The organism is Paractinoplanes hotanensis, from assembly GCF_023717965.1.
Classification (GTDB): domain Bacteria; phylum Actinomycetota; class Actinomycetes; order Mycobacteriales; family Micromonosporaceae; genus Actinoplanes; species Actinoplanes polyasparticus.
Window position 1 is genome coordinate 1 of the sequence record NZ_JAMQOL010000050.1, and the last position, 25,017, is coordinate 25,017.

General features: G+C 73.6%; 15 protein-coding genes. 5 read left to right on the top strand and 10 right to left on the bottom strand.

What is annotated here, in order from left to right; genetic code table 11:
- The first annotated feature begins 134 nt into the window (after positions 1-134).
- Positions 135-476 carry a helix-turn-helix domain-containing protein gene (locus tag LXN57_RS34290; protein WP_438872941.1) on the top strand — a complete coding sequence of 114 codons (342 nt, stop codon included), beginning with the start codon at positions 135-137 and terminating at the stop codon, positions 474-476.
- Here the strand turns inward: LXN57_RS34290 and LXN57_RS34295 are convergent.
- Together LXN57_RS34295 and LXN57_RS34300 are read right to left on the bottom strand one after the other, a co-directional pair.
- Positions 473-1,087, bottom strand: coding sequence for a ClpP family protease (locus LXN57_RS34295; protein ID WP_221375337.1), 615 nt, complete (start codon positions 1,085-1,087; stop codon positions 473-475). The genes LXN57_RS34290 and LXN57_RS34295 overlap by 4 nt on opposite strands.
- Complete coding sequence (locus LXN57_RS34300; RefSeq protein ID WP_251802384.1) at positions 1,084-1,710, bottom strand: ClpP family protease; 627 nt, start codon at positions 1,708-1,710, stop codon at positions 1,084-1,086. The genes LXN57_RS34295 and LXN57_RS34300 overlap by 4 nt, the downstream gene beginning before the upstream one ends.
- A 96-nt stretch (positions 1,711-1,806) precedes the next feature.
- Here LXN57_RS34300 and LXN57_RS34305 point away from each other — a divergent pair, with 96 nt between their 5' ends.
- The 3 genes from LXN57_RS34305 (at position 1,807) to LXN57_RS48045 (ending at position 10,732) form a co-directional block, all read left to right on the top strand.
- Positions 1,807-3,846: a hypothetical protein gene (locus tag LXN57_RS34305; RefSeq protein WP_251802385.1), complete on the top strand. Its 2,040-nt coding sequence runs from the start codon at positions 1,807-1,809 to the stop codon at positions 3,844-3,846.
- 1 nt (position 3,847) lies between these two features.
- Entirely contained in the window at positions 3,848-5,368 is a 1,521-nt protein-coding gene (locus tag LXN57_RS34310; RefSeq protein WP_251802386.1) for a hypothetical protein, read from the top strand.
- 138 nt (positions 5,369-5,506) lie between these two features.
- A complete protein-coding gene (locus tag LXN57_RS48045) occupies positions 5,507-10,732 on the top strand; it encodes a diguanylate cyclase (protein ID WP_285904704.1) in 5,226 nt (1,741 codons plus the stop codon).
- On the opposite strand, the gene LXN57_RS34325 is transcribed toward LXN57_RS48045, so the two are convergent.
- Both LXN57_RS34325 and LXN57_RS34330 read right to left on the bottom strand, forming a co-directional pair.
- Entirely contained in the window at positions 10,729-11,118 is a 390-nt protein-coding gene (locus tag LXN57_RS34325) for a response regulator transcription factor (protein ID WP_251802387.1), read from the bottom strand. The genes LXN57_RS48045 and LXN57_RS34325 overlap by 4 nt on opposite strands.
- A 68-nt stretch (positions 11,119-11,186) precedes the next feature.
- Positions 11,187-14,240 carry an ATP-binding protein gene (locus LXN57_RS34330; protein WP_251802388.1) on the bottom strand — a complete coding sequence of 1,018 codons (3,054 nt, stop codon included), beginning with the start codon at positions 14,238-14,240 and terminating at the stop codon, positions 11,187-11,189.
- A gap of 258 nt (positions 14,241-14,498) precedes the next feature.
- Here LXN57_RS34330 and LXN57_RS34335 point away from each other — a divergent pair, with 258 nt between their 5' ends.
- Entirely contained in the window at positions 14,499-15,830 is a 1,332-nt protein-coding gene (locus tag LXN57_RS34335; RefSeq protein WP_251802389.1) for a DNA polymerase IV, read from the top strand.
- A gap of 91 nt (positions 15,831-15,921) precedes the next feature.
- On the opposite strand, the gene LXN57_RS34340 is transcribed toward LXN57_RS34335, so the two are convergent.
- The 6 genes from LXN57_RS34340 to LXN57_RS34365 all read right to left on the bottom strand — a co-directional run bounded on the left by LXN57_RS34340 (position 15,922) and on the right by LXN57_RS34365 (position 25,012).
- Positions 15,922-16,848, bottom strand: a complete 927-nt coding sequence (locus LXN57_RS34340) for a hypothetical protein (RefSeq protein WP_251802390.1) — start codon at positions 16,846-16,848, stop codon at positions 15,922-15,924.
- Between the two features lie 125 nt (positions 16,849-16,973).
- Positions 16,974-18,080 carry an o-succinylbenzoate synthase gene (menC, locus tag LXN57_RS34345; RefSeq protein ID WP_251802391.1) on the bottom strand — a complete coding sequence of 369 codons (1,107 nt, stop codon included), beginning with the start codon at positions 18,078-18,080 and terminating at the stop codon, positions 16,974-16,976.
- Positions 18,077-18,946 carry a GNAT family N-acetyltransferase gene (locus tag LXN57_RS34350; RefSeq protein WP_251802392.1) on the bottom strand — a complete coding sequence of 290 codons (870 nt, stop codon included), beginning with the start codon at positions 18,944-18,946 and terminating at the stop codon, positions 18,077-18,079. Before LXN57_RS34350 ends, menC begins: the two co-directional genes overlap by 4 nt.
- The gene (locus tag LXN57_RS34355; RefSeq protein WP_251802393.1) at positions 18,943-20,037 is read right to left on the bottom strand and encodes a M20/M25/M40 family metallo-hydrolase; all 1,095 of its coding nucleotides are present in this window, start codon (positions 20,035-20,037) and stop codon (positions 18,943-18,945) included. The genes LXN57_RS34350 and LXN57_RS34355 overlap by 4 nt, the downstream gene beginning before the upstream one ends.
- Before the next feature lie 3 nt (positions 20,038-20,040).
- Positions 20,041-23,298: a serine hydrolase gene (locus tag LXN57_RS34360; protein ID WP_251802394.1), complete on the bottom strand. Its 3,258-nt coding sequence runs from the start codon at positions 23,296-23,298 to the stop codon at positions 20,041-20,043.
- A gap of 100 nt (positions 23,299-23,398) precedes the next feature.
- A complete protein-coding gene (locus tag LXN57_RS34365; RefSeq protein WP_251802395.1) occupies positions 23,399-25,012 on the bottom strand; it encodes a PucR family transcriptional regulator in 1,614 nt (537 codons plus the stop codon).
- Positions 25,013-25,017: the final 5 nt, after the last annotated feature.

Below are 25,017 nucleotides of genomic sequence, written 5' to 3' on the forward strand. Positions count from 1 at the left end.
CCCCCCCCGCGCCCCACCCCGCGCCCCCCCGGGGCCCCCCCCGGGCCGCCGCCGCCCCCCCCCGCGGCTACGCTTCCGGCTGAACACCGGCCGACGGGTATCGGCCGGGGCCGGGCTTGTTCTACGGTCGGGCCATGGCCGACAAACCGCGGCGATCCCGGCCGCTGCTGCGCACCCTCGTCGGTGACGTGCTGCGCCGGCGCCGGCTCGAGCAGCGGCGCACGCTGGCCGAGGTGGCCCGCGAGGCCAGTGTCTCGGTGCAATACCTGTCCGAGGTCGAGCGCGGCCGCAAGGAGCCGAGCTCCGAGATCCTGGCCGTCGTCTGCGACTCGCTGCGGATCGACCTGGCCGACCTGCTGGCCGAGGTGGGGCGCGATCTCGCGGTCGACCACGCCCCCGTCCTCCGCCTCGACCAGGCCCGCCTGCGCCGCGCGCGGGCCCCTCACCGTTCGGGCGACGTGATGCTGGCCGCCTAAGCCGCGTCCAGCCGGTAGGCGCGGGCCTCCCGGCGCGTGATCACCCGGTCGGCCAAGCCGTAGGCGACCGCCTCGGACGCGCGCAGGGCCATGCTGCGGTCGGTGTCGGCCCGGATCTTGGCGAGGGGATGGCCGGTGTGCTCGGCCAGGATCTGGTCCATCTCGGCCCGCACCTTGGCCACCTCCTTGGCCTCCACGGCCAGGTCGGGCAGGGTGCCCCGGGCCTGGCTGGACGGCTGGTGCAGGGTGACCCGGGCGTGCGGCAGCACCGAGCGCTTGCCCGGGGTGCCCGCCGCGAGCAGGGCGGCGGCGGCCGAGGCGGCCTGCCCGACACAGATGGTGGCGATGTCACAGCGTACGAAATGCATGGTGTCGTAGATCGCGGTCAGCGCGCTGAAGGAGCCGCCGGGTGAGTTGATGTAGAGACCGATCTCCTGCTCGCCGGACGATTCCAGGTGGATCAGCTGGGCGATGACCACATTGGCCACACCGTCGTCGATCTCGGTGCCGAGGAAGATGATCCGGTCGGACAGCAGCCGGGAGTAGATGTCGAAGGCGCGCTCCCCGTTCGGCGTCTTCTCGACCACGGTCGGAATCGTGTACTGGCTCATGCGCTCAGTCCCATCGGCTGGCGGGCCATCTCGGGGCGCACGTCGTCCACACTGTCGAGGATGTGGTCGATGAGCCCGTACGCCAGCGCCTCGCCGGCGGTGAACCAGCGGTCGCGCCGGCTGTCCCGTTCGACCGTCTCGATCGGCTGCCCGGTGTGCTCGGACGTGAGCCGCAGCAACGTCTGGCCGAGCCGCTCGAGCTGGTTGGCGTAGATCTCGACGTCGGCCGCGGTGCCGCCGAACCCGGCCGAGCCCTGGTGCATCAGCACCTGGGCGTGCGGCAGGGCGAACCGCTTGCCCGGCGTGCCCGCGGTGAGCAGGAACTGCCCCATGCTGCCGGCCAGTCCGAGGGCCAGCGTGCTGACGTCGTTGGGGATCAGCCGCATGGTGTCGTAGATGGCCAGGCCGGCGGTGACCGACCCGCCCGGCGAGTTGATGTAGAGGCTGATCACGCCGCGCGGGTCCTCGGCCGACAGCAGCAGCAGTTGCCCGCACAGCCGGTTGGCGATCTGGTCGTCGACCTCGGCGCCGAGCACGATGATGCGCTGGTGCAGCAGCCGGGCGGCCACCTGGTCGTCGATGGACCCCGCACTCCAGGGGGTCGCCGCAGTGGGTGGATGCATGGGAGTCTCCTTCAGTCGGCTTCCACCATCGGGCGGGGGTGGGCCACGGGCCAAGCGGATCTGCTGTCAGCAGATGCGGGCGGGGAGGATCAACGCATGACTGTCCACCTCCGGGCGCCGTCAGCGGTCGCCGAGCGGCGGGGTGACGGGCCACTGGACCATCTGCGCACGATGATCCGGGCGCTGCCGGTGCCCACGGCGCCGATGACCTTCCCGAGCCGGGAGGCGGCGCTCGGCCTGGCCCTGATGGACCTGTCGTTCCGGCTCGACCACCTGCCGCGGCTCTCGGAGCACCTGACGCTGATGGACCGCGGGCACATGAGCCGGACGATCAGCGTCGACGTCGATGTCGATGTCATCTCGGGCCGGCTGCGCGAGACGCTCCTGGTGCCCGGCGACACGGCGCTGTGGGTGCCCGTCTCCCGCTACAGCCGCACCGACCTGGCCCCGGTGGTCATCCGGGACTCGAACGGCGAGGTCGTGCCGCGGCTCTCGCACCGCGACGCCAACCGGGTCACCGCGGCCGCCTTCGTGAAGCTGCTGTTCATGCTGATCAACGCGCACGACGACGTCTCGGCGCCGGCCACCCCGATCCACCAGCTGCGGCACACCCACCAGCGGTCGCGCTGGCTCATCGAGGCGGCCGTCACCGAGCTGATCATGGTGGGGGCGGCGGCCGGGCAGCGGCTGCACACCCCCTTGGATCACGCGGCCGGGCTGCGGGGTTCCCATCCCGTACGCGACCTGGCCCTGACCGGTCTGGAGGCGCTCTTCCCCACCGGGGACGGCGATCTGGTGCCGTTCGCCCGGCTGCTGCAGCTGGCTGTCCGGCAGTACATCCTGGTCGCGCAGCTCGGCTTGGACCGGCCCCGCCGCTTCCTGACCTGGGAGGCCCCGCTGCTGCCGGCGCAGCGCCACCCGGCCCGGTGGCCGAACCTGGCCAAGAACGTGCTGCCGGTGAACCGCGAGTTCGTCGTCGAGTACGAGACCGAGATCCCGCGCTCGGTCAAGGCGTACCACCTGACCCTCGAGACCCGGCAGGAGATCAGCGTCCGCCGGTTCCTGATGTCCAGCGACGTCGACGCGGAGTTCGTCGAGGTGCTCGCCCAGGATCTGGAATCGGTGGCCCGGCGGGCCGACCGGCTGGGCAGCCACCACAAGCTGCTCGAACTCGAGATGCAGGGCATCGCGTCGCGGCTGGCCGAGCTGGGCCGCCGGCGCCTGGTCGACCTGGCCGGCTACGAGGCCTATCTGGCCCGGCTGCCGATCCCGGTCGGGCCCGGCTCGTCGCCCCCGCCGGTCCGGCTGACCGCCGAGCAGGTCCTGCGGGCGTTGAGCGCGGGCGACTGCTCGCTCGACGTGCTGGCCGCGTTCTGCGCGCACTACGCGGCCGACGGCCTTCAGCATCTGGCGAAGAGCGGGCTGCCCGGCCCTGCCCTGCGCAACATCGCCGCCGGGCTGCGGGCCACACAGGTGGGCCGGGACGTCACCTGTGACAACGACCCCCGCGAGCACGGCGCCCACGCGCACTGGCGCCGCCCGTCGGTCGAGCTCAGCCCGCAGTCCACCGAGCCGGTGCGGGTCTTCGCGTTCATGACCCTGGCCGACGAGGCGCCGGCCCTGATCGAGAGCATCACCCGGATGGTGGCCGGCCTGGCCCTGGTCGTACTGGGGATCGGGACGCTGCTGTCGGGCGGGATCAGCTGGCTGTACTCGTCCGAGATACCCGAGGGCTTCGTGCCGGACCAGGCCGACGCCGTCGTCGCCGTCCTGCTGCTGGTGCCCGGCCTGCTGCTGGCCCGGCTCGACCTGCCCAGCACCAAGTCGGTGCTCGGCCAGCTGCACAAGTTCCAGCGGACGCTGGCCGCCGCCTCGGTCGTGGTGACCACGGCCCTGGCCATCGTGGTCGGCACGGTCGACTCCGACCGCGAGATGACCCGGCTGTTCCAGCTCGCCCTGGCCGTCCTGATCGTCATCCTGCTCTGCTGCCTGAGCGAGTTCTACGCCCGGCGGCAGCATCGCAGCAGTTCGGTGCCGCGGTCGGCGCGTGTGCCCCGCTGGCTGCGCGACGCCCGCCGGGCCACCCGGGCCACCGTCGAGCCGGACGACTTCTTCGACGCCCGTGGTGAGGTGTGAGGTGACCCGGCCGGCGAACTCCACCAAGTCGTCCGAGCTGGCCCGGATAGCGGCCGAGGCGGCCGGCACCCACTTCTCGTCGGTGCAGTTCACGCTGACCCACGGCCCGGCCAACGGCTCGCTGCCCACCCCGATCATCGACCCCGACAAGGAGGATCCGAACGGCTGGCCGACCGACTTCTGCCACTTCTCGGTGGCCGGCCTGTCGATGTCGATGTCGACCTGGCCCTCGGCGATGTCGGCGTTCAGCGGCCGGGTGCAGCTGGGCCCGGCCGACCCGGCCGGGCAGCACGACACCTACTCGTACTTCGGGCATGCCGTGCCCAACCCGGGCTTCCTCAACCAGTCCACCCGCAAGGTCGAGGTGCTGATCACCCTGGGCACGGCCCACTGGTCCCCCACCTACCGCGAGTCGCTCATGCAGGCGCTGGTCATCGAGAAGCTCACCGGCCTGGCCGCCGAACGCGACGCCCCCGTGCTGCACCTGCACACGCCGGTCGCCCCGGTGCCGCTGAGCATCCGGGCCGAGCGCGGCGACGGGTCCAACGAGCGCCTGCGCGACGCGATCGCGCCCTGCCTGCGGTTCTCGATCGGGGTCGATCCCCAGATGTCCGAGTCCCGGCTCGACTTCGAGACCGAGCTGGCCGCGCTGGCCGAGGAGTACGGCTTCGGCCTGAAGCTCAACGACCAGCGGTTCAATCGCGTACGCGGGGAATGGTTCACGATCCGCGGCTTCGACCGCGAGCGCTACCGGCAGGCGCGCGGCCGGCTCTTCCCGGACGCGCCGGTGCTGACCCCCAAGCGGGCGGTCATCGCCAGCCTCGTCGGCCCGTCCCGCACCGGAACGACGGCGGCGGCCGTGGCGGCCCTGCGCGAACGCGGCATCGGGGTGCTGGCCGCCTCGATCTCCAGCATGCGCAAGACGACGTTCATCAACCTGGTGCTGCCGGTGAACGCCGACGACCCGCAGACCCTCCCGCAGTGGTCGGGCGGCTGGCTCGACGCGCTGCCGAGACTCAGCGCCACCGCCGGCCACCGCCGCCACGGGGCCGACCAGCCCGACGACAGCCTCATCGACGACTGGAAGGTGGCGATCAGCCCGGCCATGCGCTGCTCGTACCCGCCGTCGAGCCGCCAGACCGGCGCCACCTTCACCGGCCGGGTCCCCTACCCGATCTGGCTCTGGTGGCAACTTCCCCACCGTACGGTCGACACGCCCACCCTGCTGGCCGAGGTGCAGGCGGCGATGCAGCCCCACGCCCGCCGCTGCGAGATCGCCTACGCCCAGTCCCGCCTGTGCCGCGGCGACGTCGTCCGCGGCCGCGCCAAGCTGATCGTCATGCTCTCCCAGGAACACCGCGACCACGCCGCCGTCCAGCGCCTGCTGACCGACGCCACCGAGGCCGCCCAGCTGCGCATCCGCGAACGCCTGCCCGCTCTGGGCCGGGTCGACCCCAGCAAGATCCGCCTCCGCCTCTCCCCGCGCGAACGCTGGCTGACGTACGCCGGAATCTCCGGCTGAGAGCGCCCGCGGCCGCCATGACGACGCGGCGCTCGGCCCGGTGTTCGCCGGGATCGACTTCCGATCCGGTCGGCGGTTGGTGTCTGACCTGGCCAAGGCGTACCGTCCGGATAGCTCGCTGGGGTGGGGAAGGACACGTTGACCGCGATCTTTGGGACGGCGCCCGGATCACTTTCGGACTTCGAGGTGATCTCGGAGCTGGGGCGCGGCGCCGGGACGGCCGTCTACCGGGTGCGTCGCCGCGGTGACGAGTACGCGCTGAAAGTGCTGTCCTCGGCCGACCGGAACACCCTCACCGCCGTACGCCGGGAGTCCGCTCTGCTCGGCTGTGTCGGGCACCCGCTGCTGCCGCGGATCTTCGAGGTGGGCGAGACGGTCGTCGGCCCGTACCTGGTCCTGGAGTACGTCGAGGGTGTCTCGCTGGCGCAGGCGCTGCGCCGGGGGCCGTTCGACGAGCCCGACGTCGTGCGGCTGGCCCTCGACCTGGCCGGGCCGCTGGCCGCCGCGCACGGCGCCGGGCTGGTGCACCGCGACATCAAGCCGGACAACGTGATCGTGGAGCCGGCCGGCACCGCCCGCCTGATCGACTTCGGACTCGCGGTCCGCGACGGCACCGACGACGGCGGGGTCGCCGGCACCCCCGCGTACAGCCCGCCCGAGCAGACCGGCATGCTCAAACGGCCCGTCGACGGCAGGTCCGACCTGTACGCCCTGGGTGTTCTGCTCTTCGAATGTGTCACCGGCGCGCCGCCGTACCAGGCGACGGACGCGGGCGAACTCATCCGGCTGCACGCCACCGCGCCGATCCCCGACGTCCGCGAGCGCATCCCGGGCCTGTCGCCCACCCTGGCCACGATCATCGCGACGCTGATGGCCAAGGACCCCGACGACCGCTACCAGAGCGGCGGCAGCCTGATCGACGACCTGAACCGGCTGGCCGCACAGCCGAGCGGGGCGTTCCCGGCGGCCACCGACCGCCAGGCGATCCAGCCGGTCGGCCCGGCCCTGCTGGTCGGCCGCGACCAAGAGATGATCACGCTGGCCAACCGGTGGCTCCAGGCCCGCGACGGCACCGGCGGGGCGGCCATCGTGGAGGGTCCGGCCGGCGCCGGCAAGACCCGGCTGGTCCGCGAGCTGACCAACGCCGTCGCGGTGGACGGCGACCTGGTGCTGTACGGCAAGTGCATGCCCGACGACCCGATGCCCCTGGCGCCGCTGCGGGGCGCCGTCGAACGGTATCTACGCACCGTGGAACGACTGCCGGCGCCCGAGCGCGAGCAAGCCGTGCGGCGTTTGCACCGGGCCGCGGGGCGCGGCGGTCCCCTGCTGCGGACGTTGTCCCCGCTGCTGGCCGACCTGGTGCAGCTGCCCGACATCGGCGAGCAGAGCCGGCACGAGCAGTTCGTGCACGCCGTCTCGGCCTTCCTGATCGGGCTGGCCGACGAGTTCCAGGGCGCCGTCGTGCACATCGACGACGTGCAGTGGCTCGACGGGCCGACCCGGCGGGTGCTGCAGCAGATGACCAGCCGGCTGACCGCCACTCCCCTGCTCATCATCGCGACCGGCCGGGACGGCGCCGACGACGCGGCGGCGCTCGACCGGTTCGGCGCAGACATGGACACCACTCTCGACACCCGGATCCCGCTCGGCCCGCTGGAGCCGGACGCGGTGGCCCGGCTGGTCGACGAGCACCTGGGCGCCGTCCAACTGCCGGGCGAGCAGGTGCGGGAAATGGCCGTCCGGGCCGGTGGCAACCCGTTCACGGTCGGCGAGTACGTGCGGGCGGTCATCGACGCCGGGCTGATCTCCCCGTCCTGGGGCGACTGGCGGCTCGACCAGGCCGGCCTCGACCGCATCGACGTCACCGGCGACGCCGCCGACCTGGTGCTCCAGCGCATCGACGGCCTCGGCCTGGAGAGCCGCCACCTGCTGATCACCGGGGCTGCGGCCGGGCGGTACTTCCCGGTCGACCTGGTGGCGGCCGTCTGCGACAGCGAGCCCCGGCGGGCCCGATCCCTGCTGGCCGAGGCCGAGTCGCGGCGGCTGGTGACCGCGGCCGGGCCCGACGGCTACCGCTTCCTGCACGACCGGATCCGCGAGGCCCTGCTGGCCGAGCTGGACGGGCAGACCGAGCGCCGGCTGCACCAGCGCATCGCCGAGGTGCTCGACGGCGCCCGCCTCGACACCCCCAGCTTCGTGTACGCCACGGCGCGCCACTACGCGCGCGGCGAACCCGGCCGCCGCCCCGAGCGGGTCTACCTGAGCAGTTACGCCGCCGGTCGGCTGGCCCTGGCCGAGCACGCGCCGGCCGAGGCCCGCCAGTTCCTCGAGATCGCGGCCCGGGCGGCCGAGGCCGCGCAGCTGACCCCGCAGCCGGGCTTCTACGTCGCGCTCGGCACCAGTTGCGCCCGCACCGGCCAGTTCGCCAACGCGCTGCGCCACTTCGACCAGGCGCTGCGGGGCGAGCCCGACAAGGTGCGCCGGGCCGAGATCCGGGCGCTGATGGCCGTGGTCCACAACAGCGCCTGGAACCCGGACCGGGCGTTCGACGCGGTGCGCCGCGGGCTGTCCGAGCTGGGCTCGCCGCTGCCCCGCAGCCGGCCCGGCATGGCCGTGACCACACTGTTCTCGCTGCTGCTGGGGCTGTTCGTCGGCCGCACCCGGCTCGGCTTCGGCACCGCCGACGGCCGCCGGCGCGAGCGCTTCCGGCTCCAGGCCATCCTGTACGACATCGCCACCTACTCGCTGTCCATGCGGATGCACCGGGTCATGCGCGCGGTGATGAGCCTGCGGGCGCTGTACCCGATCAACCGGCTCGGCCCCGGCCGCGAGTACGCCCAGCACATGGCCGGCCTGGGCGTGATCGCCGACGTGGCCAACCGGCCGAAGTTCGCCGACCGGCTCTTCGACCGGGCCGCCGCCGTCGCGGCCGGCATCGGCGACCCGGAGCTGATCGGCTACATCGAGTGGAAGCGCGGCGTCGGCAGCCACTTCGGCGGCCGGGACGAGGACGGGCTGATCTGGGGCCGGGTGCTGATCGAGCACGAGCGCTGGCTCGATCTGGGCGACTACCTGACCGGCGTGGGCGGCGTCTGCATGCAGTTCTACAAGCGCGGGCGCACGGCCGACGCCGAGGCCTGGCTGCGGCGCGGCCGGGCCCGGCTCGGCCCGGGCGCCGAGGCCGAGGGGGCCGCGTTCCGCGCGGTGGCGGCGATCATCGCGGCCCAGCTGGGGCGGCCCGACGAGGCGGCCTCGCACATCGAGGCGCTGCGCCGGTTCCTGCGGGCCAACCCGGACAACGCGATGCAACTGATCAACCTGTACGGGGCCCGGATGATCGCCCTTTTCGAGACCGATCAGCTGGGTGAGCCCTTCGACCAGCTCACGGCCGAGTTCGCGGCGCTCGGCCTCAAGCCCGGTTCGATGGTCCCCGCGCAGCGGGTCTTCTATGTGTTCGAGGCGCTGGGCCGGCTCGCCCGGTGGCGCCGGGCCGGGCTGTCGGCCAGCCGCGAGGCCCTGCGCTCGGCCGCCCGGGCCGCGGTCGACCGGCTCGGCGAGAAGGCCACCGACAAACCGCTGCGCGGGTTCCACCGGGTCGCCGAGGCCGACTTCGCGCTGCTCGACGGCCGGCCCCTGGAGGCGGTGCGGCTGCTCAGCGACATCGAGGTGGAGCTGCTGCCGCTGGACGCGCCGCTCATCGCGTACGAGGCCGCCCGCGTCCGTGCCCGGGCGCTGACCACCCTGAACCAGAACGCTTCGGCCGCGCTCCAGGCCAAGGCGGCCCACACCATCGCCACCGAGCAGCAGTGGCCCCAGCGGGTGCGGTGGGTCGAGGACGAGTTCCCGGCGAGCCGGCCCGAACCGGCCAGCCCGGTCCGGAACGCCACCGACAGCCGCCCGACCGATCTGTTCCGCCGCCGCCTCGAGGCCCTGCAGCAGGTCAGCCTGGCCTCGGCGACCGTGCTCGACCCCCGCGAGCTGGCCCGGGTGGCGCTCGACGAGACGCTGCGGATCCTGGGCGCCGAGCGGGCGCTGCTCTTCCTGCCCGGCGCCGGCCACAACCAGCTGGTGCCGCTCGTGGGCCGCGACGGCGGCGGTCACGACCTGAAGCAGCTGACCGGCTACAGCGCGACCCTGGTCGACCGGGTGCGGCAGACCGCCGAGCCGATCGTGGTGACCGGCAGCGAGGAGGGCGAGGCCCTCGGGTCGCACAGCATGCAGGTGCACGGCCTGCGCAGCATCCTGATCGCCCCGCTCCAGTTCGACGGTCAGCTGCGCGGCGTGGTCTATCTGGACAGCCGGGTCGCCAAGGGCGTGTTCACCGGGGAGGACGTGGCCATCCTCAAGGCCATCACCAACCACATCGCGGTGTCGCTCGAGACGGCGCGGGCGGCCCAGCTCGAGGTCGCGGTGCAGGCCGCCCGCCGCCAGCGCGACGTGGCCGAGACGCTGCGCGCGGCCATGGCCGACCAGAGCTCCTCGCTGGACCCCGACGAGGTGATGCAACGCCTGCTGAGCAGCCTGTCCCGGACGCTCGACGCCGACTCCGCCGTGCTGCTGGCCGGCTCGGCCGACGGGGAGCTGGTGGTCGCGGCCACGCACGGCGCCGCCGCCCAGGTCGGGATCCGCGTGCACCCCGTACCGGAGGAGCTGCTCGACCTGACCGGCCCGCGCACCGGCGCCACGGGGAACGCGTTCGACGCCCTCCTCGGCATGCCGCGCAGCTGGTGGGCGATTCCGGTGGCCCGGCACGACGAGCAGTTCGGCGTCCTGCTGGTGGGCTGCCGGGCCGTCGTCACCGAGGCCCAGGCCGAGGTGGCCGCGGCCATCGCCGCCCAGGGCATGACCGCGTACGAGAACGCCCGCCTGTTCAGCCAGGTGCGCCGCATGGCCACGATGGACGGCCTGACCGGTCTGAACAACCGCAACCACTTCTTCGCCGAGGCCGGCCGTCTGCGCCGCGACCCGGTGGCCGCCATCATGATCGACATCGACCACTTCAAGAGCATCAACGACACGTACGGCCACCCGGTCGGCGACGAGGTGATCCGGACGGTCGCCGAACGCCTGCGCAGCGTCGTGGCCCCCGGCGACGTGCTGGGCCGCTACGGCGGCGAGGAGTTCGCTGTGGTCACCCCGCAGATCCCGGTCTCCGCCTCGGAACTGGCGTCACGCCTGCACTGGATCGTCTCGGGCGACCCGGTGCCGACCGCCGCCGGCTCGCTGCCGGTCACCATCAGCGTCGGCCTGGCCTGCTCCCACGGCGAGCGCCCCGACCTGCGCCTGCTGCTCGCCCAGGCCGACCGCGCCCTCTACGAGGCCAAGCAGACCGGCCGCGACCGCGTCGTCGCCTACCCGGGCTAGCGGCGGGCGTCGGCCAGCAGGTGGGAGACCCGGTCCAGCAGGTCGGCGGAGTCGAACGGCTTGGCCAGGTAGTCGTCGGCGCCCATCGCGCGGCCCTGGCTCGCGTCGAGGTCGCGGCCGCGGGCGCTGAGGATCAGCACCGGGATGCGGGACGTGCGGGCCATGCCCTGCAGCTGCTGGCAGACCGTGAGGCCGTCCAGGCCGGGCATGTCGATGTCCAGCACCACCAGGTCGGGGCGCTCGAGGTTGGCCACGGTGAGGGCGGCGTTGCCGTTGTCGACCGTGACGGTCCGGTAGCCGGCCGCGGACAGCCGGAGCGCCACCAGGTCACGGACGTCCTCGTCGTCCTCGGCGATCAGCACGGTCGAAGGCGGCAGCGATGTCATGGGCGCTCCTGAGGACGAGGGTGGTGTTCCGGCCTATCGGGCGGGGCTCCGCGCCGGACGAGAGATTCTCAGTGGCGGGACGAGAGCAGTTCGGAACGCTTTCGGTGCTTGGCGGCGTGCAGGGCGGCGCGGGCCCGGTCCAGCGCGGCCGGAACGCCGTCGGCCGGGTCGGTGGCGGCCCAGCCGATCGAGGCGGGGACCATGGCCGCCTCCAGCTCGGCGCTGATCCGGTTGATGACGGCCTCGGCGCCGGACGGGGTGCATCCCGGCAGGACCAGGCCGAACTCGTCGTCGCCGGCCCGGGCGACGAAGTCGGTGTCGCGGGTGGCGCGCCGGGCCACGGTGGCCGCGGCCTTGAGGTAGGCGTCGCCCGTGACGCGGCCCCGGGTGTCGTTGGTCGTCCGGAGGCCGTCCAGGTCGATCAGGACGACCACGGTCGGATCGGCGAGGCGTTCGAAGCGGGCCTGGGTGCGTTCGACGATGTGCTCCCAGCCCCGCCGGTCGGGCAGGCCGGTGAGGGCGTCGGCCTTGGCGCCGAGGTGGTCGCGCAGCAGCGCGTTGGTGGCCAGGTCCTGGAGGCGGTCGGTGGCGAGCGCCGCGGTGAGCAGCCGGCCCAGCAACGCCAGCAGGGGTTCGGCGTCGGCCAGGCGCGGGTCGTTGACGCGGGCGCCGGGGTCGAGGCCGCAGATCGCGCCGAACAGTCTGCCGTCGGGCTCGGTGATGACCGCCCCGGCGTACGTGCCGATGGTCAGCGCCTTGTTGACCCCGGCCTTCGCGTACGCGGGCACGGCCTGGGCGTCGACCGCCACGGCCGGGGCCTCACCGGCCGCCATGTGCACGCAGAAGCTGTCCTCCCAGGGGTGGCTCTGGCCCTGGCGCAGCCCGTAGCCGTTGTCCGAGTCCAGATAGAGGTAGATCTGACGGCCGCCCTCGACCCGGGTGACCGCCCAGAAGGCCAGCGGCATCTGCTCGTGCAGATAGTCGAGGACCAGGTGCGCGGCGTGCTCGAAGCCGGTCGCCGGGAAGAGCTCGGGCCGGTCCTCGTCCGGGCCGGGTCCGCTGGCCGCCACGGGCGGCGACGAAGCCGGTACGGGAGTGTCCTCGGGCGGCGGCACGACGGTGGCGTCGGCCGGCAGGGTGAACGTGAACCGGGAGCCGTGACCGTCGGGCCCGGCCGTCGCGGCGATGGCGCCCCCGTGGCGTTCGACGATGCGCTTGCAGATACCCAGGCCGAGACCGGTGCCGGAGTAGCCGGCGGATCGGTGGGCGCGATGGAACGACTCGAAGATGCTCTCGTGCTGGCCGTCCGGGATGCCGATGCCGTTGTCGTCGATGGTCACGGTGACGAGGTGGTCGGCCTGCCCGGTGCGGACCCGCAGCCGCGGGACCACACCGGCGCCGGTGTACTTGATGGCGTTGCTGATCAGGTTCTCCAGCAGCTGCCGGGCGAGCACGGGGTCGGCGTAGACGGCGTGCAACTCGCCGATGTCGAAGGCCGGCACCGGGGTGCCGGTGCTCTGCGCCTGGTCGATGCGGGCGATCGCGATGTCGTTGACCAGCACGCCCAGGTCGACCAGGGTCGGGGCGAGGGCGGCGTCGCGGGCCGTGGTGTACGACAGCAGGTCGTCGATCATGCCGCGCATCCGGCGGGCGGCCCGGCCGATCCGGCCCAGCCCGTCGCGGGCCTGCGGATCGTCCGGCGCGCCGGGCTCGTCGAGGGCGTCGATCAGCCAGGACGTCCAGCCCTCGACGGTGGCGAGCGGGTTGAGCAGGTCGTGGGCGACGACACCGGCGAACGCGGCCAGTTCGTCGCGGTGCCGGCGTTCGGCGGTGACATCGTGGAAGACGGTGACGGCGCAACGCACCCCGTTCAAACTTCCCGGCACGGCGGTCGAACTGACGCTCAGCAGCCGGCCCTGGGGCACGCCGGGGTTGCGGACCAGGATGTCCAGGCCGCGGACGTCGGTGCCCGCCAAGGCCCGCCGGTACGGCATCTCGTCCGGCTCCACCGGGGTGCCGTCCGGGTGGAACAGGCCGTAGAACTCCGGCTTGGCCATGTGCTCGGAGGTGCTCACGACGCCTCCGAGCAACCGCCGGACGGCCGGGTTACGCACCAGCAGCCGGCCCTGTTCGTCGACCACCGTGAGGGCCTCGGCCATCGAGTTGACGATGGCGGTCATCAGCTTGGCCTGGTCGGCGGTGGCGGTCCGCTCGGTGCGAAGCTGGGTCACCAGGGCGGACCGTTCGTCGCGGCCCAGCGCCAGGGCCAGGCCGAACACCGCGATCATGCCGACGAACGCCTGGGCGACCAGGGCCTGGGCCGCGTGCGAGCCGATGTACGCGAACGTGCCGCTGCCGTGCAGCGTGCACAGCACCGACACCGCGCCGAACACGAGGCCGTGCAGGACGACGAACGCGGTGTTCAGGCGCGAGCCGGCCCACACGGTCAGCCCGATCACCGTGAAGGCCAGCGGCAGGTCGTTGTTGAGGCCGAAGACCGCGGCGTACGCCGCGACGGACAGCACGACGAGCGCGGTGTATTCGAATCGGCGCTGCGGCGTCGTCGCGGCCCAGCGCCCGGGGATGTCACGCCCGGCGTGGCGCCAGGTGAACCAGACCGCGGCGAGCACCAGGATGCTCACGGTGTTGCGGGTCATCCAGACCGCGGTCGCCGGCCACGAGTACGTGCCGCTGACCGCCCACACGCCGGTCGGTCCGATCAGCGCCCCGCCGCCGGTGCTGACCAGCGCGGCCGCCATCAGGCGCCACAGGTCCTGCGTACGGGTGAGCGGGTCGTGAACGAGATGGGGCAGCCAACGCCGCACCAGATAGGCGAACAACCCGGCCTGGACGAGGTTGGCCAGCACGAACCAGGCCGCCAGCGCCACCGAAGCGCCCGTGGCCATGTTCACCGCGGTCGTGATCACGCTCAGCGCGGCCACGTCGAGCGACCGCCACCGCGAGCGGTACTGCACCAGGAACCACACCGCCGAGACGCCCGCCGCGGGCCAGACCAGGCTCAGGTTGGTCGAGTCCATGACCGTGAGCCGGCCGGCGTAGGTCGCGCCCAGGAACGCGAGCGAGAACGCCAGCGTGCGCGCCACGGACGAGCGCCAGCCCATGGGTCCCCCGTCCGCCTGGTGGTCTCCTACGACCCATCGGCATCGGGAACCACCTGCTGAGCACGAGAACTCCCCGGACCGCGACGGTCCGGGGAGTTCGGGGCCGAGCAGGTCAGGCCGAGAACCGCAGGCGCCGCAGACTTCGACCTCGAGCTGGTCGGGACCCGTACGCTCGACGGCCGCACCCAGGAGCTCGTCTACCGCCCCACGCTGCACGGCTGAGCCCTTTCTGTCGTACCCCTGACGGACACTGGGCTGGTGAACGGTGGACGAAGGCGGGAGGCGAGCATCGCCCATGTCGACCTCGACGCGATGTTCGCGGCGGTCGAGCAGCGCGACAAGGTGTCGCTGCGCGGCCGTCCGGTCATCGTCGGCGGGGTGGCCGGGCGGGGTGTCGTCGCCACCGCGTCGTACGAGGCCCGGCAGTACGGCGCCCGGTCGGCCATGCCCACGGCTGAGGCCCGCCGCCGCTGCCCGAGCGGCACGGCGTTCCTCGCGCCGCGCTTCTCCGCGTACCGCAAGACCAGCGAGGTCGTGATGGCGGTGCTGGCCGAGGTGTCGCCCCTGATCGAGCAGGTGTCGATCGACGAGGCGTACGTCGATCTGGCCGCCGCCGGCCGCCACGATCTCTCCGTGGCCGGGGTCACCGCGCTCGCCGAACAGGTCAGGAGCACGATCGCGGCCGCCACCGGCGGGGTGACCGCCTCGATCGGCGTCGGCACGTCCAAGCTCGTCGCCAAGATCGGCTCCGACCTGCACAAACCGAACGGGTTGACGGTCGTCGCGCCCGGCGACGAACAGGCGCTGCTACGCCCGCTGCCGGTCACGCGGCTCCAGGGCGTCGGCCCGGCCACCGCCGAACGGTTGCGCCGCGCGGGCCTGCACACCATCGGCGACCTGGCCCGCGTCGACCCGGCCGACCTGATCGACTGGTTCGGCCAGGCCCACGGCGCGAGCCTGCACCGCCTGGCCCGCGCCCGCGACGACCGCACGGTCGTCGGCGAGCGCGAGGCCAAGTCCGTCTCGGCCGAGGAGACGTTCGACGTCGACCTCACCGACCGGGCCCGCCTCAACACCGAGATCGACCTGCTGGCCACCCGCGTCGGCGGCCGGCTGCGGGCCGGCGGGCTGTCGGCCCGCACGGTCACCATCAAGGTCCGCCACCACGACTTCACCACGATCACCCGCTCGGCCACCCGGGCCCAGCCCACCGACGACCCGCGGCTGGTCGCCCAGTTCGCCCGCCGCCTGCTGTCCGACATCGACACGTCGGCCGGCATCCGCCTGCTCGGCGTCGGCGCCACCACCCTCGCCGACTTCGTGCAGGACGATCTGTTCGGCAGCACGACCGCCGAGCCCGAGCCCCTGGAGCCTTCGCCCGCCGTGGTCGAGCGTCCTGCCGCAGCGCTCGACTGGCGCCCCGGCCAGGACGTCCGCCACGACGACCACGGCCCCGGCTGGGTGTGGGGCAGCGGCCGGGGCCGGGTCACGATCCGCTTCGAGGGGCCGGGCACTCCCCCGGGCCCGGTGCGCACCTTCCCGGTCGACGACCCCGCCCTGCACCCCGCCGACCCACCCGACTGGCTCTGATCGGTCGGGCCGTGCGCGTGGTTCTCCAGGCGGCCGGGCCGGATTACGCCGGCCGCGAAGGCCCGTTCGCCCGAGCGCCGCACATGCCCACTCAGCGTGAGCTGACAGCCAAGGAGCCGAAACCGGCGGCGGCGGTCACCTCCAGGCCGGAACCGTCGCCGGCGGTCAGGGTGGTGTTCCGGGCGATGCCGCTCTCGCGCTTGCCGTAGAGGCTCACCACGCCCGCGCCCGAGCGGGCCTGCACCCGCACCGGCACCTCGCCGTCGGTCTGGATGCTCCACTCGCGGACGCCGCCGGACATGCGGATCGGCAGGACCCGCGCTGCGTCGGGCAGGGCCAGGTACACCGTGTCGGCGCCGCCGGTCAGGTCGACCGCACGGACCATGCCGCCGGTCAGCACGAATGTGGCCGCGCGCACGCCGCCGTTCATGCGGATCGTCCAGGTGATCCGTTCGTCGAGCAGCACGTCCAGGCGGCCCGGGCCGGCAGCCCCGGTCGGTCGGGCGGTCAGCCGTACCTCGGTGCCGTCGACGCTGGTCGCGGGGGTGATGCCGCTGCCGGGTGGGGTGCTGGCCCGGATCGGGCCGCCGGCCGGGCGGCCCAGGGTGAGGTTCAGCTCGGTCACGTTGCTGACCAGGTCGAAGGTGCCGGCGGCGAACGCGGGGGCGGCCGCGGCCGCCGGCGTGGTCGGCGATGACGACATGGTGGTGACGATCAGGGCGGTGACGCCGAGCAGAACCGCGACGCCGACCAGTGCCACCACCACCTTCGGACGGGGGCGGCGCGGTGGGACCGGGGCGAACTCTTCGGTGGGCGGCTCATCGTCCACCGGCGCCCTGTCCGGCTCGCTTCGGAAGGAGTCCGACCCGGCCGGGAGGCTGGCCGTCCCAGCCGAGAACGTGACCGGCTCGCCCGCCTGATCCTTCAACGGTGCTGCCGCCGGCTGGTGCTGGAAGGCGAAGCCGGCCGCCCCGGACAGCAGCGGGTAGGTCTCGGTCGGCTCGTCGAGTCCGTCCATCGCTGTCTCCTCGCTGCGACCGGATGCGTCGCCAGGAGGTACGGGCCGCGCCCGCCTTCCGGTTCGATCCGGCCTCATGAAGAGAAGCGGGTCACTCGGAGAAGCGGCGGGTCGAACCGCGGCCCTTACAACGGCAGCCACTCCGTGGCTGTGGTGATGTCGGCCAGGATCTCGGGCAGCGGCTCCACGCCGAGGCCGGGACCGGTCGGCACGGGCAGGTGGCCGTCCTGGAGCACGAACGGCTCGGTGACGTCGGTGCGGAAGTAGCGGTCCGAGGCCGAGGTGTCGCCGGGCAGCGTGAAGCCGGGCAGGGCGGCCAGCGCGACGTTCGCGGCCCGCCCCAGGCCCGTCTCGAGCATGCCCCCGCACCACACCGGGATCCCGTTGGCCACGCACACGTCGTGGATGCGGCGGGCCTCCAGGTAGCCGCCGACCCGGCCCGGCTTGACGTTCACGATGCTGCAGGCGCCGAGGCGGATGGCGTCGGCCGCGGCCCGGGCCGACACGATCGACTCGTCCAGGCAGATCGGGGTCCGCACGCGGCGGGCCAGCTCCACGTGGCCGAGCACGTCCTCCTCGTCCAGCGGCTGCTCGATCAGCAGCAGCCCGAACGGGTCGAGCGCGGCCAGCAGCGGGGCCTCACCCACTGTGTACGCCGTGTTGGCGTCCACCTGCAGCAACACGTCGTCACCGAAGCGTTCGCGGACGGCCCGCACCGGCGCCACGTCCCAGCCGGGCTCGATCTTCAGCTTGATCCGGACGTAGCCCTGGGCCAGGTAGCCGTCGACGGCGTCCAGCAGCTCGGGCACCGAGTCCATGATGCCGACCGACACCCCGCACGCCACGCGCTCGCGGGTGGCGCCCAGCTCACGGCCGAAGCTGCGGCCCGAGGCACGTAGTTCGGCGTCCAGCACCGCGGTCTCCAGGGCGGCCTTGGCCATCCGGTGGCCCTTGAACCGGTGCAGGGTGGGCGCGACGGCGACGGCCGAGTCCGGCGGGCGGGCGGCGAGCGCCGGCACCAGGTAGCGCCGCAGCACGTCGGCCGCCGCCTCCACGTACTCGCTGGAGTAGAGGGGGTCGCTCATGGCGACGCATTCGCCCCAGCCCTCGGCCTCGTCGGTGACCGCCCGCAGCAGCAGCACGTCGCGTTCGGTCGCGGTGCCGAAGGACGTGCGGAACGGTGACACCAGAGGCATCCGGATCCGGCGCAGCTCGATCCCGGCCAGTTTCATCGTTTCTCCCTGTCCACCACGTACCATCCGGCCCGGTCGAAGCCACTCACCCGGGCCCCATCGTCGATCAGCGGGCCCAGCACGTCGCGCACCGCCACCCGCCACCGCCGGGCACAGGCAGGGTCGGTGCGGCGCAGCGATTCGATGTCGGACGGCACCGCCACCAGCACGATCCGGCCGTCGGCGCGGCCGGGTGCGGGTTCCCCTCCGGCCGTACGGCCGAGGGCCGTCACCGCTCCGGCCGCGCGCAGCGCGCCGGCGTCCCACCGGTGCGGACGGTCGCCGCGGGCCACCCGGTCGACGTCCGGGGCGGTCAGGTCCCAGTGCAGCAGCAGCCGGTCGGTGGCGTCGTTGCCGTTGATGGCGTCGCCCATCGGGCCGTAGAAGTCGGGCAGGTACTGCACGGGCGCGCCGCCCAGCTTGACCAGGTTGAAGTAGGCGTTCCGGCTGACCAGCGGATCGTAGGTCCAGCTGATCCTCATCAGGCCGTGGCTCAACGCCCACGCCCGCTGGTGCAGCTTGATGGCCCAGCCGACGTTGCGGCCCTGGGCGGCCCGCGCGACCCCGGCGATGTGGCTGTGAATCTCGCGGCGGTCCGGTGCGGCGAAGAAGCCCGCGCAGGCGCCGACCAGGCCGGTGTCGTCGAACGCGCCGGCCACGTAGTTGCCGGCCTTGCTCATGGCGCGCAACAGTTCCCGGGTCACCGGCGCGTGCGCCGGATCGGAGTGCCAGATGCTGTCGAACAGCCAGAACACCTCGTGCAGCTCGGGCAGCTCGGTGATGATCCGGATCTCTACGCCGGCCGCCGCGGCCGCCAGGTCGGCCGCGGCTGACGCCGGACTCAGCAGGCCGGTGTGGTCGCTCATGGGTGGACCGCCGATCCCGCGAGCAGCTCGGCCGTGAGCGCAGCGACCAGGGCCGCCCGGCGCGGTATCTCGGCCACCACAACGTGTTCCCCCGCCGCGTGGGCCCCGCCGCCGACCGCGCCCAGCCCGTCCAGCGTGGGCGTGCCGACACCGGCGGTGAAGTTGCCGTCCGAGGCGCCGCCGACCGCGGCCCGGTCCAGCTCGCCGTCGATCGCCACGGCCCGCAGGTAGAGCGCGTCGGAGGCGGTCGCCTCGAGCGGCGGGCGGTTGGGGCCGCCCTCGATCTCGATCCGGGCGCCCGGCAGCACCGGCGTGAGCGCGCGGAGGGCGGCGTCCACGCGCTCCTGCTCAAGAGCTGTCCGGGCGCGGACGTCGACGGCGAACTCCCCGAGCGCCGGGACGGTGTTGGTGGTGGTGCCCGCGGCCATCCGGGTCGGCACCACCGTCGTCCCGAGCGCCGCATCGGCCACGGCCCGCACAGCCAGCACCTGGTGAGCCAGTTCCACTGTGGAGTTCACACCGGCCTCCGGCTCCAGGCCCGCGTGGGAGGCACGGCCGGTGACCCGTACGCGGTACAGCGAAACGCCTTTGCGCTCGGTCTTGAGCGCGCCCCCGTCGGCCGAGCCCTCCAGCACCAGGGCGGCCGCGCACCCGACGGCCTCCTTCTCGATCAGCTCCCGCGACGTCGGCGAGCCCAGCTCCTCGTCGCCGGTGATGAGCACGGTCACCCCGCGGCGGTCGGGCAGCGACGCGACCGCGTGCAGGGCCTGCACCACGCCGGCCTTCATGTCGAAGCAGCCCGGCCCGCGCAGGATCTCCCCGTCGATCCCGTACGGGGTGTGCGCGAGCGAACCGATCGGCCACACCGTGTCATGGTGACCCAGCAGCAGCACCCGGGGCGGCCCGTCGCCGAAACGCCACCGCAGGTGGGTGCGGCCGTCGATCACGATCAGTTGGGGGTGCGCGCCGAGCAGCCGGTGCCCGATCCCGGCGACGGCCTCGGCGCTGCGGGCCACAGCGGCCCGGTCGTCCGAGGGCGATTCGCAGGTCACCAGCGCCCGCACGTCGGCCAGCATCTGCGGCAGGTCCATCGCTCAGGCCACCTTCGGGGTCGCCCGCACACCCAGGTGCAGATAGCGCTCGCCGGTGGGCAGCCGGTAGAAGTACACCGGGAACCACGAGTCGGTCTGCGGCATGCGGACGAGGAAGAGGTCGTCCTTCACCCCGACCATCGGCAGCTCGTGCACGGGCTCGGGGCTGAGCTCGGCCAGCGGCCCGGTCTGGGTCATCCGCAGAACGGCGCCCTCGAGCACCTCGAGCCGGGCGCTGGCCCGCTCGTACGTGCCCAGGTGCCCGGTGACGTCCACCTCGACCGGCGGCGACGGCGGGCTGAGCGGCTGCGGCATCGTCAGCCCGGCCACCTCGTCGAAGATCTCGGTGAACAGGTCCTGATAGAGGTCGCGCGCCCCCTCGCCGTTGGTCAGCAGGGTGACGGCCAGCCCCTGGGAGGGCAGCAACCGCAGGAACGCCGACTGGCCGATGGTGTTGCCGTCGTGGCCGATGAGCCGGTGGCCGTCCCAGTCGAAGCGGATCCAGCCCAGGCCCCACGAGTCGCCCAGCGTGTACTTCTCGGGCAGCTCGACCTGGTGCTCGGCCATGGCGGCGGCGCCGGCCGGGCTCAGCACGTCCCCGCCCCCGTCCAGATGCATCTTCGCGAACGTCAGCAGGTCGGCCGCGGTCGAGTTGATCAGCCCGGCCGGGCCGAGCGCGCGCGGCAGTGTCCACACCGGAGCGACCTGGGGGCCGGGCAGGTGGCCGGTGGCGGCCCGGTGCAGCAACGCCTCCTCCGGCAGGGTGCCGGTGCGGCGCAGGCCCAGCGGCCGGCTGATCCGGTCGCGGACGGCCGCGTCCCAGGTGCCGCCGGTGAGCTTCTCGACGACCCGGCCGGCCAGCGAGAAGCCCGAGTTGCAGTACGACCAGGTGGCGCCGAGCGGATGGTTCTGGGCCACGTCGCGCAGGCCGTCGACGTACTTCTCGAGGCAGTCGTCGCCGCGGCCGGTGTCGGTGAAGACGTCGCCGTCGATGCCGCTGGTGTGGGTGAGCAGATGCCGCATGGTCACCTTGGCCGCGACGCCGGGATCGGCCAGCGTCAGTTCGGGCAGCACGTCGGCGATCGGAGCGTCCAGTTCGAGCTTGCCCTCGTCGACGAGCTGCTGCACCAGCGTGGCGGTCCACACCTTGCTGATCGAGCCGATCTGGAACACCGAGTCGGTGCTGGTCTCGACGCCGGTGTCGACGTTGACCACGCCGTAGGCGGCTTCGACCAGCTCCTCGTCGCGCAGAATCCCCAGGACCGCGCCGGGCACCCCGTGCCGGGCGGCCAGCACGTCGAGCCGCCGCTGCCAGTGCCCGGCGTCCAGCGGCTTGCGCCCGCTGCCGGTGTGCCGGCGCACCCACTCGGCGATCCGGGTGTTGAAGTCGAGGCGCTGCGAGGGCGGCCCCTCGACGATCAGCAGGTGCGACCCGCCCGGATAGAGCACGAGCTCGGCCGGAACGCCGCGTTCGCGCAGCGCGGTGTGCCACTGCTGGGCCTGGCCGACCGGGCAGCGCAGGTCGGCGTCGCCCTGGATGATGAGGGTCGGGGTGCTCACGTCGGCCACCCGGGTCAGCGGGGACATCGCCGCGTAGCGTTCCGGCGCCTCCCACGGGCGGCCGCCGAGCTCGATCTCGGCCAGCAGATGCCCGTCGTCCGAGGCGCCGGCCATGCTCGTCAGGTCGCTGACCACACCGCCGGTGACCGCGGCGGCGAACCGGCCGTCGGTGGCGGTGAGGTAGCAGGTCATGTAACCGCCGTAGCTGTAACCGGCCACAGCCAGCCTCGCGGGGTCGGCGGTGCCGTCGGCGACCAGCTGGTCGAGCGGCTCGAGGAAGTCGCGGGCGTCGGCCTCACCCCACGCGCCGAGGGCGCCGGTGAAGAACTGCTCGCCGTAGCCGTCGCTGGCCCGCGGGTTGAGCAGCAGCACGTTCCAGCCGTCGGCCGCCAGTTCCTGGTGGTAGAGGTGGACGTCGTCGGCGGCGCCGTTCCAGGCGTTGTGCGGGCCGCCGTGGATGTCGAGCAGCAACGGCGCCGGGCCGCTCACCGCAGGGTCGCGGATCAGCCAGCCGTGCACCACCGTGCCGTCCGAGATGGTGAACTCCCGCTCGACCCGGGGAAACAGCTCGACGTCCTGGAAAACCTCGCCGTGCGACGTGCGCACGGTCTCGGCGCCGCTCGCCACGTCGACGGTGACGATTTCTCCGTACGAACCGGGGGTAGCGAGAACGACAGCGGCGGTGTCACCCACCACCGACAGTCCGGCGACCACGCGTCCCGCTCCGGCCAGCACCGGCCGGGGTGTGCCGCCGCCCATCGAGACCGCGTAGAGATGCGAACAACCCCGGTCCCGTACGCAGAAAAGCACCGTCCGCCCGTCGGCCGCGAACCGCGGCACCGCCCCCGGATAGGCCGGCCCGCCCGGCATCACGTTGCGGTCGAGGCTCTTCGCGAGGTCGCGCACCGGACCCCCGTCCAGCGGCACGTAGAGCAGCCCCGCGTGCCCGACCGGCTCGCCCTCGTACCCGACGACCACGAGCGCGTCGCCCCGCGGCGTCCACACGGCCGGCCCGGCCACGCCGCCGGCCAGCCCGACGACGTGCGGCCGCGCCTTGGGATCGGTGACGTCCAGGACGTGCACCGGCGCCCGCAGCACCAGATCGGCGTCGGGGGCGGTGGCCGCCGCGAAGGCGAGCCGGCCCGAGTCCGGCGACCAGGCCGGGTCGCCCGCGTGCCAGTCCCCCTCGGTCACCTGCCGGGCCTTGCGGGTCTCGAGGTCGAGCACGAACAGGTGCTTGCGGACGTCCCGCAGCCACCCGCTGCCGTCGGCCTGATAGTCGAGGCGCTCGGTGACGATGGGAGCGCCCTTGTCGGCGCCGGTCACCGCGACCGGCGCCGAGAAGGCGATCCTCGTGCCGTCGGGACTCCACACCGGGGCGCCCGCGCCCAGCGGCAGCTCGGTGACCGGTTCGGCCTCGCCGCCGTCGGCCGGCAGCAACCACAGCTGGGCCGGGCCGTCGCCGCGCAGGAACGCCAGCTGCCCGCCGTCGGGCGACCAGGCCGGGGACGTGTCGGCCGGCCCACGGGTCAACCGGCGCGTGCCGCCGTCCCCGGCGCACCAGATGCCCCGTGTCACCCGGTCCGCCGCCCGGTCGGCCGCACGCAGCACGTACGCGATCCGGCGGCCGTCCGGGCCCAGGGCGGGCTGCTCGGGCGTCGCCACCGACACCAGGTCCTCGATCTGCGCACGACGTGCCACTGTTTCCCCCTCGTTTCACGGGTCTCAGCGCGAAGCCTGCCCGCCGTCGGGGCCCGTGTCATGGTGCGCCACAACGAGTTGAGGGCCCTCGACTCGTCGGCTACGCCAGACCACGGAAGACGCGGAGTTGCAGCATCGCGCCGAACCGGGCCTCGGGGTCGGCCAGGTCGACCTCGCCCACCTCGGCCAACCGGCGCAGCCGATAGCGGAAGGTGTTGGGGTGCACGTGCAGGGCGGCCGCCGCCGCCACCGCGTCGCCGAACGCGTCGAGCCAGGCGGCGAACGTCTCGACCAGGTTGGCGTTGTGCTCGGCGTCGTAGGCGAGCAGCCGGGCCAGCGGCCCGGTCGGCGCGTCGCCCCGTGCCGCCACCAGGTCGCGCAGTTCCAGCACCATCGCCTTGGTGTAGACGTCCTCGAGGCGCGCGACGCGCAGGCCGCAGCCCGACCGCAGCACCCGCAGCGCCCGGTCGGCGCTGGCCCGCGCGGCGGCCAGCCCGGCCACCGACGAGGCCGGTGGGCCCACTCCGACCAGAGCCGGCACCCGCTCGCCGACCCGGTCGAGAAACTCGCCGGCCACCCGCACGGCCCGTTCCGCCGTGGCCACCGGCAGCAGCCCGTAGGCGACGTCGCCCAGCAGGGCCACCGCGCTTCCGGCGTGCACCGCGCTCAGCTGCATGGCCAGCGCGTCGGCCAGCCGTTGCCGGTCGGCAGCCAGCCCGGACCGGTCGGCCGCGCCCTCCGGTTCGGCCGGGGCCAGCGCCAGCACCACCAGCGCCTGGTCGGCCAGGCCGAGGCGGGCCAGCGACTCGCGGGCGCCGGCGCCGCCCTCCAGCGCGGTGCCGACCAGTTCCGTACGCAATCGGCGTTCGACGTCAGCCCCCGCGCGCAGCCGCAACATGTGCAGCGCGACCAGCTTGGCGGCGTCGCTGAAGGCGCGGGACCGGTCGGGGGTCAGCGGCTCGTGCACGGCGGCCCAGATCGAGCCGAGGAACTCGTCGCCGGCCCGCACCGCCACCGCGACGCGAGGCACCGAGAACTCGCCGGGCGCGGTCGGCGGCGGCGTGATGAACACCGGGTCGGCGCTGTGGTGCAGGTCGCGCAGCACACCCGCGCGCGACAGAACGCGGGCGAACCGTTCCGGCACCTGGCGGCCCAGGATCGTCTCGACCCGCGACTCGTCGGCCTCCTCCTGGCGGCCCGAGAAGGCGAGGACGCGCGAATCCGGGTCCTCGATCGTGACCGGCGCGTCGACCAACGCGGCGACGGCGTTGGCCAGCGCGAACAGGTCGCCCGAGGGCAGCCCGCCGAGCATCTCGGGGCCGGCGTCGCCGACGTCGCCCTGGCTCAGCATCGAGCGCAGCAGCGCGGCCAGCTGGGCCCACGAGGCGCCCCGGGTCAGCGCCAGCAGCGCCACCCCGGACTCGTGCGCCGCGGCCCGCAGCTCGTCGCCGGCCGGCACGGGGGCCCGTACGATCAGGCCGGCCGCGCCGTGCGGGCCGAGAGCGCGCAGCAGACCGGCGATCTCGGCCGGCTCGCGCAGGCCCACGCCGAGCACGAGCGCGGGCCGGGGCAGGTGCGGCTCGTCGAACGGGTCGTGGATGGCGATGCCGGCGATCCGCTCGCTCGAGACCACCTCGCCGTGCACCAGGTCCAGCAACGTGGCCCCGAGGTCGTCGAGGACCCGCCCGAGGCTGCCGCGCGGCTGCTGGCTCATGCCAA